Source organism: Brevibacterium sp. HMSC24B04, from assembly GCF_001806835.1.
Classification (GTDB): Bacteria; Actinomycetota; Actinomycetes; order Actinomycetales; family Brevibacteriaceae; genus Brevibacterium; species Brevibacterium ravenspurgense.
On sequence record NZ_KV786114.1, the window covers coordinates 1 to 16,674 of the forward strand.

Genomic DNA, 16,674 nt, shown 5'->3' on the forward strand with positions numbered 1-16,674 from the left:
ACCGCGTCACGCACTCTGAAACCGGAAGAGCCCCTTTCCTAACTGACAAAGCACGAGGTGCCGCTCACCTGGGAAGGTGAGCGGCACCTCGTACTTTTTAGGACTGGATCAGCGGTGGGACTCGCGGCCGAGTTTCTTCAGAAGCTCAGCTTCGGCATTCGGTCCCGGCTGCACACCGCCGGGCAGGCGGAGCATGAGGACGACGCCGACGGCCAGCCACAGGCCGAACATCAGCCACGACGGCCATGCAAGCTGAGCCGACCACGGGGTGATCGGCAGGTACAGCACGAACAGGAACAGGCAGAGAAGAGCCGAGATGACGCCGATGACGATGCCGCCGTTGCCCTTGCCGCCCACGCGCATGGGGCGTTCCATGTGGGGTTCGTTCTTGCGCAGCTTGATGAATGCGATCGACACGAGGAAGTAGGTGATGACGATCATCGGCGAACCGGCATCGACAACCCAGCCGAGCATTGCCGAACCGAGGAACGGCGCGATAACCGAAAGCGTGCCGATAAACAGCAGAGCGTTGATCGGGGTGCGGTAGGTGGGGTGGATTTTGCCGAACCACGCCGGCAGCATGCCCGACTGAGCAAGTGCCCACATGAGGCGGGATGCACCCATGAGGAACGCGTTCCAGCTGGTGATGATGCCGGCCAGACCACCGGCGATCACGATCTTGCCCCACGTGGGGTGGCCCAGCATGGCCGAAAGAGCATCAGCCGTCACCAGACCGCCGTCGGCGTTGAGCGCCGCGATGTCGCTGTGGGGCATCGAAATCGAGGTGGTGAAGATGATGACTACGTACCAGGCGGCAGCCATGAGCACGGCCATGACGACGAGCCTGCCGATCTGGCGCGGTTTGACGTTGATCTCCTCAGCGGCCTGCGGCAGAACATCGAAGCCGACGAAGAGGAACGGCACGGTGGTCAGCACGAGGGCAAAGCCGTTGAAGCCGCCGGAGAACCACGGTTCGACGTGCTTCATGTCGCCGCCGACACCAGCACCGGTGACCAGCAGCAGACCGACGATCAGCAGGAACGACACAACGAACGTCTGGACGAGGGATGCGACCTTCACACCGCGGATGTTGATGTAGGTCAGAATGATCGCGGTGACAACGCCGATGAGCGCCCACGTCAGATACACGTCAAAGCCCGCAACGTTCCACAGGAGGATCTTTTCGATATCCGGCAGCAGATACAGCGCGGTCTTCGGCACTGCGACAGCTTCGAACATGACCACCGTGATGTAGCCGCCGACAATGCACCACGAACCGATCATCGACAGCTTCGGTCCCATGGCTCGCATGAGGTAGTTGTGCTCACCGCCGGCCAACGGCATAGCGGCCACGAGTTCGGAGTACACAACACCGACGAACGCCATGATGACGCCGCCGCCCGCGAATGCCAGGAGCGCACCCATCGTGCCGGCTTCTTCGATCCAGCCGCCGGCCAGAACAATCCAGCCGAAGCCGATCATGGCGCCGAAGCCTACGAACAGTGCGTCCAGTCGGCCCATGGCCTTTTTGAAAATTGAGTCGTGGGAAACCTGCGTATAGCTGCCCGCTTGTTGTCCCGGTGCGTTCATGCTGTCTCCTTTGTCAGCGGCCGCCGCTCGTGTGCGACGAGACTGACTTCTGTGGAACTGTGCACCGCAACAATACGGTCTTTTATGTCGAAATTCACATTGTTTTTACCCAGCATGTTGGAGAACAGGCGGAATTTGGGTCAGGCCCGAGGTGGATTCCGCAGGGATCAGAGATCCTGCGGCCGAGGTGGTCTGGGGACTTTCGCATAAAGAAAACCGGCGCACAGCAGATGCTGTGCGCCGGCATTTCAGTGGTTCAGATGCCGCGGTAGGTCAGTCGCCGCGGGTGTCCTCCCATTCAGGGCGACGCGCTTCGGTCTTGGTCTCCAGTGCGCACATGATGTAGACGACGATGCTGGCAACAAAGCTGATGAACGTCAGCGCACCGGGGAATCCGGCGTCCTGCAGGCGGCGCCAGCCGACCGACAGCGTCGGGATCAAAGTGGCAAGGCTGAACAGGAATATGAGGCCCCACAGGAGGAACAAGATGATGCCTGTGAGCCCGACGACCGCGCCGGCGGCATCGGGGTCTGATGCTGATGCCGCGGCGAACGTGACGATTATCTGAATGACAAACAACAGCAGGGCTGGAACAAGCATGATGATGCTGTTGATCAGCGCAGGCCACCAGAATTCGGATCTTGAAGCGTATCCGGCGAACCGGAAAGACTTCTTCCAGAAGCGCTTGTACGCCTCCATCATGGAAACGCCGTAGACGGGCTGGCTCAGCGGCAGCGGCCTGCCCTGTGCGCGGTAGTCGTCAGCTGTCAGCAGCTGAGGTGCCGGCTGGCCATAGGCTGCATTCGCACCGAACGGGCCGGGCTGCGCGAAGGGATCCTGCTGTCCGGGCTGACCGTAGCCGCCGGGCTGGCCGTAGCCGCCGGGCTGCTGAGCGCCGGGCTGGCTGTGGGGTGTCTGTCCGCCGTATGCGCCAGGCTGCGATGGCTGGCTGGGCTGTCCGTACGCACCCGGCTGGCTGGCTGCGCCCTGCTGCTGGCCGTAGTCAGGCTGGTTCGGCTGTCCGTACGCACCCGGCTGGCTGTAGGGGTCCTGCTGACCGTACGGGTCTTGCGGGTTGTTCTGGCCGGCACCGTTCTGCTGATTGAAGTCCGGATTGTAGGGATCATTGCTGCCAGGGTAGCTGCTCATTGTCTTTGCTTTCTTAGCTCGCTCGGCGCTCGTGGCCAGTGTGTCGTGCAGTCATCGTAAGGTCAGCGGCCGGAGCATAACCAGCAACCATTATGCAGACCGCGTCAACCGCGGATTATCAGGCGATGGTCAGCTGTCGGGCCCGCGGGTGCCGGAATCATCATGTTGTCGATCAGGCGGACCGGACCGACGTGAGCGGCAATGAGCGCAAGAGCGGGCAGGTTTTCGGTCACCTCGAGAGTTGCCGGATCGACCAGGGTCAGGTAGTCAAGCGTGACCCCTTCTGTGCTGTCGACTTCTTCCCGCACGCGGTCGAGGTGGAGCTCACCACCGGCCTGAGCACGTTCGGCTAGCTGGGTGAGTGCGCGGGACAGGACGAGCGCGGTTTCGCTTTCCTCAGGGCTCATCCGCTGGTTGCGGCTGGACATGGCCAGGCCCTTGAGGCTGCGTTCAGTGGGGACGGGCTCGATTTCGACTTCCATGTCGAGGTCAGCAACCATGCGTTTGATGATCATGAGCTGCTGTGCGTCCTTCTGCCCGAAGTACGCGTGCAGTGTGGCAGGGGAGCTGAAGATGTTGAACAGCTTCGCCACAACCGTTGTCACACCGTCAAAATGGCCGGGCCGTGATGCGCCTTCGAGCACCCTGCCCATACTTCCTGCGGTCACGCGGACCAGGGGACCGGCCGGGTATCCGGGATACATTTCTTCGACACTGGGGGCGAAGACAAGGTCAACACCGGCACGATCGAGCACCTCGACATCAGCTTCCAGGGTGCGCGGATAGTTGTCGTAGTCCTCAGCATCGTCAAACTGCAGAGGGTTGACGAAGATCGATGCGGCAACCACGGAATTGCCCTGGGCGGCGCGGAACAGCGCTTCGTGGCCCGAATGCAGCGCACCCATCGTGGGGATAAGGCCCACGGTGTCGCCGCCGCGTTCGCGCAGCAGACGCCGCAGGGCAGCGCGCAGCTCTTTCACGGTGCGGGCAACGACAACAGACATACAACCTCCCAGGCACAGCCGGCGTTCAACCAGCCGCACCAATGGTAGACCCGCGGATACAGCGGGTGGGGACAGGCACCTCGGCAGTTTCGCGGCGGTAGGCTGGAAGCATGAGTTTGCCACGCGAAGACGTTGACCCGAACGGCCTGCAGGAATTCTCGGTGGTCTTCACCGACCGGGCCGTCAACCACATGTCCCAGAAGTTCGTCGATGCAATGCAGGAGTTCTACGGCCTGCTGCGCGACACCTACAACGCAGATGCGGCAGTTGTCGTGCCCGGCAGCGGTTCCTTCGGCATGGAATCGGTGGCCCGCCAGTTCATGGAAGGCCAGCCCACGCTGGTCGTGCGCGACGGTTTCTTCAGCTACCGCTGGTCGCAGATCATCGAAATGGGCAAGCTGACCGACCACGAAGTCGTGTCCGCTGTCGCCACTGACGATTCAGCCACGCCCGGCTTCGCCCCGCCGGCAGTCGACCAGGTGATCGACGCAATCAAGAAGCAGGGTTCCAAAGTCGTTGCCGCAGCACACGTGGAAACCGCCTCCGGCATTGTGCTCACTGATGAATACATCAAGGCGCTCGCCGACGCCGTGCACGAACAGGGCGGCCTCTTCGTGCTCGACTGCATTGCCTCCGGTGCGCTGTGGGTCGACATGAAGGAACTCGGCGTCGACGTGCTCATCTCTGCACCCCAGAAGGGCTGGAGCGGCTGGCCGGGCATGGGCTACGTCATGCTGAACGAGCGTGCGCTCGCCCGCCTGGAGGAAACCGAATCCAGCAGCTTCTCGATGGACCTGAAGAAGTGGCACACCGTTTCGGAAACCTACCGCGCCGGTAAGCACATGTACCACGCGACAATGCCGACGGACGCCATGCTGCACAACCTCGACGTCATGCGTGAGGCCAAAGAGCGCGGTCTGGACAAGATCATGCGCCAGCAGGTTGAACTTGGTGAGCGCGTACGCGTTGGCCTGGCAGAACGCGGCTACAAGTCGGTTGCCGCTGAAGGGTGGGAAGCACCCTCGGTTGTTGTCGTCTACACCGACGACCCACAGGAACAGTCCGGTGCGAAGTTCAAGGCCGGTGACCTTCAGGTGGCTTCGGGTGTTCCGCTCCAGGTGGGCGAACCCGAAGGCTTCAGCACGTTCCGCGTGGGACTTTTCGGCCTTGATAAGTGGGATGACGTCGAAGGCACCGTACAGCGCCTGTTCGACGGAATCGACAAGGCTCGTAAGGCCTGAGGACAGTCAGGTTTAGGGCCGTTCAGGCCTGATTTTCGCGTGTGCGCCGTTGGGTGACCAGCGGCGCACACGTGTTTTCACACCGTGCCGGTCTCGTGCATCTGTGCGATCTGTTCGGCGGTGAAGCCGAACTTCGCGAGGACTTCGTCGGTGTGTTCGCCCAGTGCCGGCGGTGCCGTTGCGTCGGCGTTGTCTTCGACGAGCGGGCTGCGGACCATCGGCACGGATCCGTAGCGGCCTTCGGCTTCGATCTTGATGCCGCGGTGCTTGACCTGCGGGTCTTCGAAGACTTTGTCCATCGTGTTGATCGGACCAAAGGGGACACCGGCTTCGTCAAGTACGTGAGTCCAGTAGTCCATCGGCTTCTGCTTCATGATCTGGGCGACAATCGGGCGCAGTTCGCCGATCAGGCGGATGCGATCGCGGTTGTACTGGAAGCGGTCGTCCCCGCGCAGCAGCTCGAAGTCCGGCAGTTCTGTCAGACGGCGGTACTGTTCGTCGTTGCCCACCCCCAGGATCATGTGCCCGTCTGCGACTTCGAAGACGTCGTACGGGGCGACGTTGGGGTGCGAGGTGCCGGTCTGGGTTGGCGGGACACCGCCGACCAGGTAGTTGGATGCCTGGTTTGCGTTGAGTGCAACCGAAACATCGGCCAGGGTGACGTCGATCTGCTGGCCCTTGCCGGTGCGTTCGCGTTCGTGCAGGGCCGCGAGGATTGCGGTTGTGGCGTACATGCCGGTCATGAGGTCGACGATGGCAACACCGGCGCGGATGGGACCGGCGCCTTCTTCGCCCTTGGCGCGGCCGGTGTAGCTCATGAAGCCGCTCATGCCCTGGAACACGTAGTCGTAGCCGGGGTTTTCAGCTTTCGGGCCGGTGGGGCCGTAGCCGGTGATGGACACCCAGATGAGTTCGGGGTTGATTTCGCGCAGAGTGTCGTAGTCCAAGCCCAGGCGAGCCAAGGAGCCGGTCTTGTAGTTCTCAACGACGACATCGGCGTTCTTAGCCAGCCGTTTGATGACGTCTTTGCCCTCTTCGGAGCGGAAGTTGACGGTGATGGACTTCTTGTTGCGGTTGGCCGCAATGTAGTAGGCCGAGTAGCCGTCTTCGGGTGTTGTGCCTTCGAGGTAGGGAGGACCCCAGCTGCGAGTGTCATCACCGGGACCGGGCCGTTCGACCTTGATGACGTCGGCTCCCAGGTCGGCGAGGTTCTGGGTGCACCACGGGCCTGCCAGCACGCGGGAAAGGTCGAGAACTGTGATGTCCTGCAGTGAATTCTTCATCCGGCCTAACACTCCTTAGCTCTGCGGCCTAAGCTGTCGCAGTCCGCGTCGTCGCGGCTCACGATGTCCGCCCCCATCGTATGTGGTGGCGCGGATCACTTATCCGGCCGGTGGGCTGAATGTCCCGGCGCAGGTTGGTGAAAGCATCGGCGCGGATGAACTGCCGGCGCTCAGCCCCTGTGGGCGCTCAGGCGTTCAACGAGCATGTCGATGGCGTGATCCGGTGTGTCCCACGCGCACATGAAGCGGTAGCCGCTGGGCACGGCCGGCCAGGCGTAGAACAGGAGGCCTTCAGCCTGCGCAGCCTGTGCGACGTGCGGATCGATCTGTGCGATGACAGTGTTCGCTTGCACCTGCATGGGCACTGTGAATCCGGCGGCTGTCAGCTTGTCTGCCAGCTGGGCGGCCTGCCGGTTGGCGTGCTGGGCATTGCGCTGCCAGAGGTCGCTTTCAAACATGGCCAGCAGCTGTGCCGACTGGTAGCGAGCCTTTGAGGACAGCTGCAGCAGCACTTTGTGCAGGTAGTCAATGCCGGAGACCCGTTCGGGCTGGAGCACGACGACGGCTTCTGCGTTCATGGCGCCGTTCTTCGTGGCACCGAGTGACACGATGTCGGCCCCGGCAGTCATGTCCGGAAGCTGGGCTTCACAGCTGACTGCCGCATTGGCCAGCCGTGATCCATCAAGATGAACGGCCATGTCGAGTTCATGAGCGGTGTGGGCAATCGCCTGGAATTCATCCGGCGAATACACGGTGCCCAGTTCGGTGGAGTTGCTCAGCGACACCGCGCAGCTTTGGGATTCGTGAATGAACGCGCGGTTCGATGCGGCCGCCCGCACGCCCTCCGGGGTGATCTTGCCGGCTTCGGTCTGGGCGGGCCGGATCTTCAGCCCGGCCGTGATTTCAGGTGCACCGGTTTCGTCGGTGTTGATGTGTGCGGTGGGTGCGGCGATCACGCTGCCCCAGCGCGGAACGACTGCTGACAGGGACAGCAGGTTGGCGCCAGTCCCATTGAACACGGGGTAGATGAGTGCCTGCTGGCCGAATACGTCACGCGCCCAGTCGCGCAGCCGCACCGTGTACGGGTCGTCGCCGTAGGCGGGCACGTGTCCGCCGCTGACCCGCGTGAGCGCTTCGAGGACTTCCGGGTGCGCTCCGGCGTAGTTGTCGGACCCGAAGTGGTAGACGTGCGGGTCGTGGGATTGCTGTTCAGGGGTGTTGAGTTCAGCCATGTCAGCCTTGTGGTTGCTCGTGCAATTACTCGAGGAAGCTGTGTTCTTCTGAGGGGAAGCTGCCGTCGGCGACTTCGGAGGCGTATTCAACCGCGGCTTCGCGCAGCAGCGAACGGGCGTCAGCGTACTTCTTGGTGAACCGCGGTGTGCGGCCTGAGCCCATGCCCGCGAAGTCCGTCCAGACGAGCACCTGTGCGTCGCAGTCCGGTCCCGCGCCGATCCCCACGGTGGGAATGCGCAGCGCTTCTGTCACGGCGCGGGCTGCGGCCACCGGCACCATTTCCAGCACAACAGCGAACGCACCGGCATCCTGCAGCGCCAGGGCGTCGTCAACGAGTTTCTGCACTGCGGCATCACCGCGGCCCTGCACGCGGTAGCCGCCCAGACCGTGTTCGGACTGCGGGGTGAAGCCCAGGTGCGCCATAACGGGGATGCCGGCGTCGGTGAGCAGTTTGACGGTGGGTGCCATCTGCACTCCGCCTTCGAGCTTGATCGCGTGGGCAAGCCCTTCTTTCATGAGCCGCACGGCCGAATGGAAGCCCTGTTCGGGGCTGGCTCCGTAGGACCCAAAGGGCAGGTCCGCGACAACCAGCGTGTGCGGTGCGGCTTCGACGACGGCGCGCGTCAGCGGGATCAGCTGGTCGAGTGTGACGGGCAGAGTGGTGGAGTACCCGTACACGTTGTTGCCCGCGGAATCGCCCACGAGCAGAGCGGGAATCCCGGCCTCGTCGAAAATGCTGGCCGTGAACTGGTCATAAGACGTGAGCATGGCCCACTTCTGACCCGCGTCTTTCATGCGCTGCAGGTGCACAATTCGGGTGCGCCGACGCGGCTGCGCCTGCTGGCTGCCGTAGGGATTCGACTGTTCTTCTGCGCTCTGAGCGTTCATGGCCCTAACCATAGTCGGGGGGTCTGACATGACTTCAGCGACTGAGTCGCAGAGCGCAGTGTGTGACCTACCGCGCACATTTTTGGTGGTTTGCGTCACACGATGTAAGGTTCTGCCATTCCATTCCGAGCAAATGCTCAGAAAACACACATACTCACGGAGAGAATGATGGTTGATGCGATTAACACCTTCTTAGTTGCGGTCAAGGATTTGGTGTGGGGACCCTTCCTGCTTATTCCCCTGCTGCTCGGCACCGGTCTGTACTTGACCATCCGCCTGGGTGGTCTGCAGTTCGTCAAGCTGATCCCGGCAATGAACCTGGGTCTGGTCAAGCGTCGCGACAAGGGCGAAGAGGAAGGCGACATTTCGCAGTTCCAGGCGCTGACCACCGCGCTTGCGGCAACCGTCGGCACGGGCAACATCGTCGGTGTTGCAACGGCCCTGAGCATTGGCGGTCCCGGTGCTCTGTTCTGGATGTGGATAACCGGCCTGGTCGGTATGGTCACCAAGTACGCCGAAGCATTCCTCGCAGTGCGCTTCCGCACCACTGACACCGCCGGTGAGAAGAGCGGTGGCCCCCAGTACTACCTGGAGCGCGGCATCAAGGGTCCGGTGGGCAAGGTTCTCGGCCTGTCGTTTGCTATCTTCGCCGCGGTTGCCTGCTTCGGCATCGGCAACCTCACGCAGGGCAACTCGATCGCCTCGAACGTTGAGAACTCCTGGCACGTGCCTACCTGGGTCACCGGTCTGGTTCTGACCGTTCTGGCCCTGGTTGTTCTGGTCGGCGGCATTCGCTCGATCGGTTCGGTCACCTCGGCTCTCGTGCCGGTCATGATCGTCTTCTACGTCGGCGCTGCCATCTACATCCTCATTGCGAACATTTCGGGTCTCCCGGCTGCTTTCGGTGAAATCTTCCGAGGTGCCTTCTCCGGCACCGCTGCAGCAGGCGGCTTTGCTGGTTCGGTCATCCTGGTTGTCATCCAGATGGGTGTTGCCCGCGGTCTGTTCTCGAACGAATCCGGTCTGGGTTCGGCTCCGATTGCCGCTGCTGCCGCCAAGACGTCGCACCCGGTGCGTCAGGGTCTGGTTTCGATGACCCAGACCTTCATCGACACGATCATCGTTGTGACCTTCACCGGTCTGGTCATCATCACCACCGGCGTGTGGAAGGCAACAGACGAAGCCGGTGAGCAGATTTCGGCATCGCTCATGACCGGTGAGGCCTTCACCTTCGGTCTGCCCGGCCAGTGGGGTCATTGGATTGTCACGGTCGGCCTGGTTCTGTTCGCCTTCTCGACCATCCTCGGCTGGTCCTACTACGGCGAGCGCAACCTTGAGCGCCTGTTCGGCCGCCGCGCGGTTGTTCCGTTCCGCATTTTCTTCTCGCTGGTCGTGTTCGTCGGCTGCACCACGGAGCTCGAGGTCGTGTGGAACTTCTCCGACGTGGCCAACGGCCTCATGGCTCTGCCGAACCTCGTGGGCATCCTGATCCTGTCGGGTCTCATTGCCCGCGAAACCCGCTTCTACCTCAAGCACGACCCCAAGCTCGTCGCTTCGAAGGAAGAAATCGAAGCCTTCATGGCCGACCAGCCTGGTTGGGCCGAATGGAAGGCGGGCAACCGCGTAGGTTCGTCGCGCGGCTGAGTGCCGTGTCAGTGGGCAGTGACATGATGGGTTCATGCGAACACCGCGCCTGTTGCTGCCCGCTGTTGCCTACCGGGACCTGACCTCACGCTTCGATTCCGGTGCGCTCAACCGCGGTATTGCCTACGCGCAGGAACAGCGCTTGGCAGCGGTGTCGTGGTTTGCCGACGACAGCGTGATCGAAGCCGAGGTCGCCGGCACTGATTCCTATTCCGTACACGTCGAGCTCGCGGGGGCTTCTGCTCCCCGCGAGCTCGACCTTTTGGATTTGCCCATGCCTGCACGCAGCCGGGCGGAAGAACTCCAGTGGTTCACTCCCACAGCGTGCATGTGCACCTGCCCGGTGGGCAGGGACTGCAAACACGCGGCAGCGCTTCTGCGCTGGACGACGTCGCTGGCCAGCGTCCAGAAGTTCGGGGGAGTGGGTCACCTGTCGCCATTGGCGAGTGCTGACCTGGGCTTCGCCGCGGACTGTGTTGAAAAGTCCACGGGACACATTGACGAACTCGACGTTCCCATTCGCCAGCTGGCCCCCATTCCACACGACCGGCGCACCACTCCGGCGTGCGAAAACCCCGTCGGCTGGCCCACGGGTCTCAGCGGACCCGGGCAGACAGCGGAAGTCGACTCCACCTCGGGAGCCTGGGGAGAAGAGCCCGTCCTTGACGGCGACGGCATGGCTGACGACTCTGACCTTCTGTTTACCGACCTGCCGACCGAAGACCCCGTGCGCACCCCCGAACCGCAGTGGCGGCAGGCACTGCGGTTCCTCCAAGCGCCGGAAGCTCCGGCGCGCGGCGACCTGGCGATTGCCTTCGAGCTGCAGCGGCGCATCAGCTGGTTCGACCAGCGGGCTGGGGCCGGGACCTCGGTGTCTGCCGAGGATGCCTGGGACCCCAATGTGCAGCTGGTCATCCGCCCTATGCGGCGCGGCCAGCGCGATGCCTGGATCAAAGGTGGGCTGACCTGGCGCTCGCTTATGTCCGGCGGTGATCCTGGGCTCGACCCCGAACAGGCCACAATTCTGGGGCAGATCTACCGTCTGCACCTGTCCGAAGGTGTGGGCCGGGCCATGCGGGAAGATCACATCGATCTGGCCGACACCGGCAGCAGGCTCATGTGGGAACTGCTGGATCGTGCACGGCAGACGGGGGTCGAGTTCATAGGGCTGGCGCCGATTGAATCCGTCCAGTGGGGAGACACAGCGTCGGCTGAATTCTCCATTGCCAGTGCGGAGGGTGCGCGGGCACACGGCGGGCTGCAGCTGACACCCGCCCTCAGCATTGACGGTGAACCCGTCCGGAGGCCAAAGTTCTTAGGACCGTACGCGCTTGCCGACATTGTTCTTCCCGGTGACTCCGAGCATGCGGCGGGCGACGATGGGTCCGGTGCTGCGGGTGGTTCTGGTGTTCGTGTTCGCATTGCGCGTTTAGACCGTCCGGCGCACGAAGGCCTGCAGAGGCTGCTGCTGTCCGACGGCTTCAGTGTGCCCGCTGAGGATCGGCAGGAGTTCTTCGATGAGGGCCTGACCGTGCTGAGCCAGTCGGCTGCCGTAGTAAGCACGGATTCATCGGTGGAACTGCCGGACTCGACAACCCCGCAGCTGAACCTCACGGCCTCTTTCACCGGCGATCACGTCGATCTTTCGTGGCAGTGGCGGTATCGGATGCCCAATCGGCGTCTGCCGCTCAACCCACCTGCCGGCAGCGGGGCTGGCGGTGCTGCCGGAGGTGCTTCCAGCGGAGCTGGCGGGGCTGGCGGAGGCGCCGGTGTCAGCGGTGCCGGTGCCAGCGGGCAGCGCAATATCGAGGCTGAACGCGACATCCTCATGGAAGTCCACCGGCAGTGGCCCGATCAGGCGCGCGAAGACACGTTGTCTTTTGACGGTGTTGAAGCCGCTCAGTTCACGGCCGAAGTTCTGCCGCAGCTGGAAGAATCGCCGCTCATCGAGGTGTCGGTTTTCGGCACACGGCCCGATTACGTGCACATTGAGGGAACACCGAATGTCAGTGCGGTGGTCAATGAGCGCAACGACTGGTTCGACCTCGCCATGTCAGTGCACGTGGGCGATCGCGAACTTCCCTTCGCCACGGTGTTCACGGCCCTCGCACGCGGACAAGACGCGGTGCTCATGCCGGATAAGTCCTACCTCAAATTGGACCACCCGGTGTTCGACAAGCTGCGCAGCCTCATCCGCGAAGCAACGGTTCTGCAGGAATGGTCGCCCACCAAACAGCACATCGACAAACACCAGGTGGGCCAGTTCAAAGCGCTCGAAGACATCGCGGACACCATTGAAGGCGACACTCAATGGTTTGAGCGCATTCGCGCGCTCGCCCAAGTGGACGAACTTCCGACCGCCCCGCTGCCTGCGGGGCTGAAAGTCACGCTGCGCGATTACCAGCGCGAAGGCTTCCAGTGGCTGAGCTTCCTATACGGTGCCGATCTTGGCGGAATCCTCGCTGATGACATGGGCTTGGGCAAAACCATTCAGACGCTCGCGCTCATTGCCCACGCCCGCGAAACCGCGGCGGGTGCGGTGGCAGAGACCCCAGCCGGCACCTCGGCCCCGGCAGGCACAGACCACCCGGAAGAAGCAGATGACAGGGCCGGCACCTCGGCCCCGTTCCTGGTGGTGGCGCCGTCGTCGGTTGTGGGCGTGTGGCAGGCGGAAGCCGCCCGGTTCACGCCCGGGCTCGACGTGCGGGTGGTCAGCCAGACCAGCAAGAAACGCGGCACTCCGCTGGAAGAAGCGCGCAGCGGCGCGGATGTCATTGTCACGTCCTACACCCTCATGCGGCGCGATTCCGAGGAATACACAAAGCTGCCGTGGGCCGGTGCGGTGTTTGACGAAGCGCAGGCGGTCAAGAATCGGCAGTCCAAGGGCTTTGCTGCGGCCTCAAAGATTCAGGCGCCGTTTCGCCTGGTCATCACGGGTACGCCCATGGAAAATGCGCTCGCTGATTTCTGGTCGCTGCTGCGGATTGCGGTGCCGGGGCTCGTGGGGCCCTACCGGCGGTTCAACGAGGAGTTCGCCAAGCCGATCGAATCCGGTGAAGCCCCAGAGCGCATGCTTCTGCTGCGGCAAACAGTGCGGCCTTTCATGTTGCGGCGCACCAAGGAGCTCGTGGCGAAAGATCTCCCGGAAAAGCAGGAGTCGATCATCAGCGTCGAACTCACTCCCGCGCATGCCAAGGCGTACAACACGCTTCTGCAGCGGGAGCGCAAAAAGGTTCTGCGGCTGTTGGACGACATGGATGTTGACGGCAACCGGATGACGGTTTTCCGGTCGCTCACGCTGCTGCGGATGATGGCGCTCGACCCGGCGATTGTCGAAGGCGGCAGTTATTCGTCGATCGAATCGTCGAAAATGCAGACGCTCCTGGAATCCCTGGGCCGGGTGATCGACGAGGGCCACCGGGTGATTGTGTTCAGCCAGTTCACGTCGTTCCTGCAGCGGATTTCAGACGAACTCACTTCACGAGGTGCCGCCCACCTGTACCTGGACGGCTCGGTTCCCATGAGCGAACGGGCGGATTTGGTGACGGCGTTTCAGGAAGGCAGTGCGCCGGTGTTCCTCATATCGCTCAAAGCGGGAGGTTCAGGGCTTACGCTGACGGCCGCTGACTACGTGTTCATCATGGACCCGTGGTGGAACCCGGCGGCCGAAGCGCAGGCTGTCGACCGAGCTCACCGCATCGGGCAGGACAAAAAGGTCATGGTCTACCGACTGGTGGCGCAGGGGACGATCGAAGAAAAGGTTGTCGACCTGCAGCAGCGCAAGGCGCGGCTGTTTGATTCACTCATGGACGGCGGAGCTGGTTTCGCGCGCGGAATCTCCGCGGATGACCTGCGGGAGCTTTTTGGTGGGGGCGACGCTTAAGCGGTGGCCGGCAGGCACCTCGTTAGCCCAGGCGTTTTCCCTTCAGACCGCAGCGGATGGAATAAGCCGCCTGGATGTCGTGCTGTACGTGACGACCACGATCTGAGGAGGTCTCATGGCACGCATTACGATCATCGGCGGACACGGAAAGATCGCCCTGCTGGCAGCACCCCTGCTGGTCAAGGCTGGCCACGAGGTCACTTCGGTGTTCCGCAACCCCGACCACGAAGCCGAAGTCGCCGAAACCGGTGCGACCCCGAAGGTCGCTGATGTTGAACAGCTCGACACCGCTCAGCTGGCCCAGCTGTTCGAAGGCCAGGATGCGGTCGTCTGGTCCGCTGGTGCAGGTGGGGGAAACCCGGCCCGCACGAAGGCAGTCGATCAGGATGCTGCGATCCGCTCCATGGACGCCGCCCAGCAGGCGGGCGCCAAGCGCTATGTGATGGTCTCCTACTTCAACGCCAGCCGCGATCACGGTGTGGATCCCGAAGACAGCTTCTGGCAGTACGCAGAAGCGAAGAGCATCGCGGATGAACACCTGCGCGGGACGGAACTCGACTGGACGATCCTCGGACCCAGCCTGCTTACGCTCGAACCGGGCAGCGGCACAATCACCGTGGACGGAAAGGGCACCGAGGTTTCGCGCGAAAACGTCGCGCAGGTCATCGCAGCCACGATCGAGGACGACAACACCATCGGCCGCACGATCAACTTCGACGACGGCGACACTCCCATCGCCGAAGCAATTCACTGATCAAAAGCAATTCACTGATCAAACCCGTGCGCCCGTGGTGCTGAGCCAACCCGCCCAGCACCGCGGGCGCACAGCCCTGTTCTGGGCGCTGATCTGGGCTTAGGGTAGAGCCAGACATCAACCACGATCCACTGCGAGGGGGCAGCAGAGAGTGTCAGCCAAACCGTCCGCGACAGCAGCCCAGACCAGCCTGAGCACGCAAGTGCATCATGACCCCGCCTCGTGCGCGGGAGACCACGAAAGTCCCCTCGACTGCGCGGTCCGCGAAGGCGGGCACGCGCTCGTCGAACAGCTGGTGGCCAGCGGTGTGACGCGCGTGTTCGGGGTGCCGGGCGAAAGCTACCTGTCGGTGATCGATGGGCTGTACGACCACACCGACGACATTGAAATCATCGTCACCCGGCAAGAAGGCGGCGCCGCAATGGCCGCAGCCGCCCACGGTGCTCTCACCGGCGAGCCCGGCATTTGCATGGTCACCCGCGGACCGGGTGCGACAAACGCCAGCATCGGCGTGCACGTGGCCAAGCAGGACGCCAGCCCCATGGTGCTGTTCATCGGTCAGATTCCACGCGACCACCAACACCGCGAATCCTTCCAAGAGGTTAACTACCGACAGATGTTCGGCGAATTGGCCAAGGAAGTCATCGAAATCAACACGGTCGAGCGGGTTCCCGAACTCACGGTGCGCGCGCTCAATGCCGCGGTGTCCGGCGATCCCGGTCCGGTGGTTGTTGTGCTGCCCGAAGACATGCTGGTCGAACAGACCGACGCCCCGCTGAAATCACGCACCACGCCCGCGCCCGTGCTGCCCGATGCGCACTCGGTGCAGGAAGCGCACCGCCTGCTGAGCGAGGCTGAAAAGCCACTCATCATCCTGGGTTCAACCGGCTACGCGCCGGAGCTTGGCCCGCTTGTCACCGACTACTGCGGGCGCAACGGGATTGCGCTGGCGGCCGCACACAGGCGGATGCACCTGGTGGACAATTCATCGCCCGCCTACGCGGGCACCTTCGAGTTCGGCCGGTCCGTGCTGGAAAACAACGCTGACGAGGCGGATGTCATCTTCTTCCTCGGCTCCCGCCCTGATCCCAACACGGGGGAGGAATGGGAGAACTACCGTGGCGGCGCGGCCAATGGCCAGGCTGGGCCTGGCGTCATCCACGTGTACCCCGATCCGAACGTCATCGGCCGGTTCTTCCCCGCTCATGTTGGGACTGCCGCCAGCCCACTGGAGTTCATGCGCGCGCTGGTTGAACACGAGGGTGGTGGTTCGGGTGACGGTGGCGCGGCTGGCGGGGGAGCCGGAGATTCCGCGCTCGCCGATGCCCGCCGCGCTTGGCAGAAGAAGCTGCACGACGATTGGGCCGGCTACATCGAGCGGAACCTGCAGACCTCCCTGGGTGGGCCGTTCATGCAGAAGTTCAACGCCCGGTTCGACGCGGAAACCATCATCACCAACGGCGCCGGGAACTACACGGCGTGGGTGCAGAAGAACCGCACCTACTCGACCTTCCCCTCGCACATTGCTTCGCAGTCCGGGTCGATGGGCTACGGAATTCCGGCAGCGCTCGCGGCCGCCTTGGAACACCGCGATCGGACAGTTGTGACATTCGCTGGTGACGGCTGCTTCATGATGAACGGCCAAGAGCTCGCCACGATGGCCGCCAACAACCTCGATGTGCTGGTGATCGTGGTCAACAATTCGCTCTACGGCACCATCCACATGCACCAAGAGCGCGAATACCCCGGCCGCCCCGTCTTCACCAGTCTGGACAACCCCGATTTCGCCGCACTCGGAGCGGCCTACGGGGCCCGCACCGCCAAGGTGAGCACACCGGAAGAGTTCGATGCGGCCCTTGCCGAGTTCGCCTCGGCCCCGGGTCTGCGGTTCATCGAAGTCGTAACGGAAGGCTACTGAGCGGCGGGGGCGTTCGCCCGGTGGTCGGTGGGGGCGTCCAGCCCGGCGGTAGGCGCGGCCCGGCGGTCGGCGCGGCCCGTCCGCGGG

The 16,674-nt window shown here is 63.2% G+C and carries 11 protein-coding genes; 5 read left to right on the top strand and 6 right to left on the bottom strand.

Annotation, left to right across the window (positions count from 1 at the left end; genetic code table 11):
* Window positions 1–108: 108 nt before the first annotated feature.
* The 3 genes from HMPREF3092_RS09900 to panC form a co-directional block, all read right to left on the bottom strand.
* Entirely contained in the window at window positions 109–1,590 is a 1,482-nt protein-coding gene (locus tag HMPREF3092_RS09900) for an APC family permease (protein ID WP_070424765.1), read from the bottom strand.
* 273 nt (window positions 1,591–1,863) lie between these two features.
* Complete coding sequence (locus HMPREF3092_RS09910; protein ID WP_019174161.1) at window positions 1,864–2,739, bottom strand: DUF805 domain-containing protein; 876 nt, start codon at window positions 2,737–2,739, stop codon at window positions 1,864–1,866.
* Window positions 2,740–2,843: 104 nt separating this feature from the next.
* A complete protein-coding gene (gene panC, locus HMPREF3092_RS09915) occupies window positions 2,844–3,743 on the bottom strand; it encodes a pantoate--beta-alanine ligase (protein ID WP_019174160.1) in 900 nt (299 codons plus the stop codon).
* 110 nt (window positions 3,744–3,853) lie between these two features.
* Between panC and HMPREF3092_RS09920 the strand changes: the two genes are divergently transcribed.
* Window positions 3,854–4,984: an aminotransferase class V-fold PLP-dependent enzyme gene (locus HMPREF3092_RS09920; protein WP_070424766.1), complete on the top strand. Its 1,131-nt coding sequence runs from the start codon at window positions 3,854–3,856 to the stop codon at window positions 4,982–4,984.
* 77 nt (window positions 4,985–5,061) lie between these two features.
* On the opposite strand, the gene HMPREF3092_RS09925 is transcribed toward HMPREF3092_RS09920, so the two are convergent.
* From HMPREF3092_RS09925 to panB, 3 genes are all read right to left on the bottom strand, one after another.
* Window positions 5,062–6,267, bottom strand: a complete 1,206-nt coding sequence (locus HMPREF3092_RS09925) for a CaiB/BaiF CoA transferase family protein (protein WP_019174158.1) — start codon at window positions 6,265–6,267, stop codon at window positions 5,062–5,064.
* A 170-nt stretch (window positions 6,268–6,437) separates the two neighbouring features.
* A complete protein-coding gene (locus HMPREF3092_RS09930; protein WP_070424767.1) occupies window positions 6,438–7,499 on the bottom strand; it encodes a threonine aldolase family protein in 1,062 nt (353 codons plus the stop codon).
* A 25-nt stretch (window positions 7,500–7,524) separates the two neighbouring features.
* On the bottom strand, window positions 7,525–8,388 hold the full coding sequence (gene panB / locus HMPREF3092_RS09935) for a 3-methyl-2-oxobutanoate hydroxymethyltransferase (protein ID WP_070424768.1): 864 nt from the start codon (window positions 8,386–8,388) through the stop codon (window positions 7,525–7,527).
* Window positions 8,389–8,556: 168 nt separating this feature from the next.
* Between panB and HMPREF3092_RS09940 the strand changes: the two genes are divergently transcribed.
* The 4 genes from HMPREF3092_RS09940 (at window position 8,557) to HMPREF3092_RS09955 (ending at window position 16,587) form a co-directional block, all read left to right on the top strand.
* Complete coding sequence (locus HMPREF3092_RS09940; protein ID WP_070424771.1) at window positions 8,557–10,032, top strand: alanine/glycine:cation symporter family protein; 1,476 nt, start codon at window positions 8,557–8,559, stop codon at window positions 10,030–10,032.
* 34 nt (window positions 10,033–10,066) lie between these two features.
* A complete protein-coding gene (locus tag HMPREF3092_RS09945) occupies window positions 10,067–13,915 on the top strand; it encodes a DEAD/DEAH box helicase (RefSeq protein ID WP_070424769.1) in 3,849 nt (1,282 codons plus the stop codon).
* A gap of 115 nt (window positions 13,916–14,030) precedes the next feature.
* Window positions 14,031–14,669 carry an SDR family oxidoreductase gene (locus HMPREF3092_RS09950; RefSeq protein ID WP_070424770.1) on the top strand — a complete coding sequence of 213 codons (639 nt, stop codon included), beginning with the start codon at window positions 14,031–14,033 and terminating at the stop codon, window positions 14,667–14,669.
* A gap of 151 nt (window positions 14,670–14,820) precedes the next feature.
* Complete coding sequence (locus tag HMPREF3092_RS09955) at window positions 14,821–16,587, top strand: thiamine pyrophosphate-dependent enzyme (RefSeq protein WP_083274363.1); 1,767 nt, start codon at window positions 14,821–14,823, stop codon at window positions 16,585–16,587.
* The last annotated feature ends 87 nt before the right edge of the window (window positions 16,588–16,674 follow it).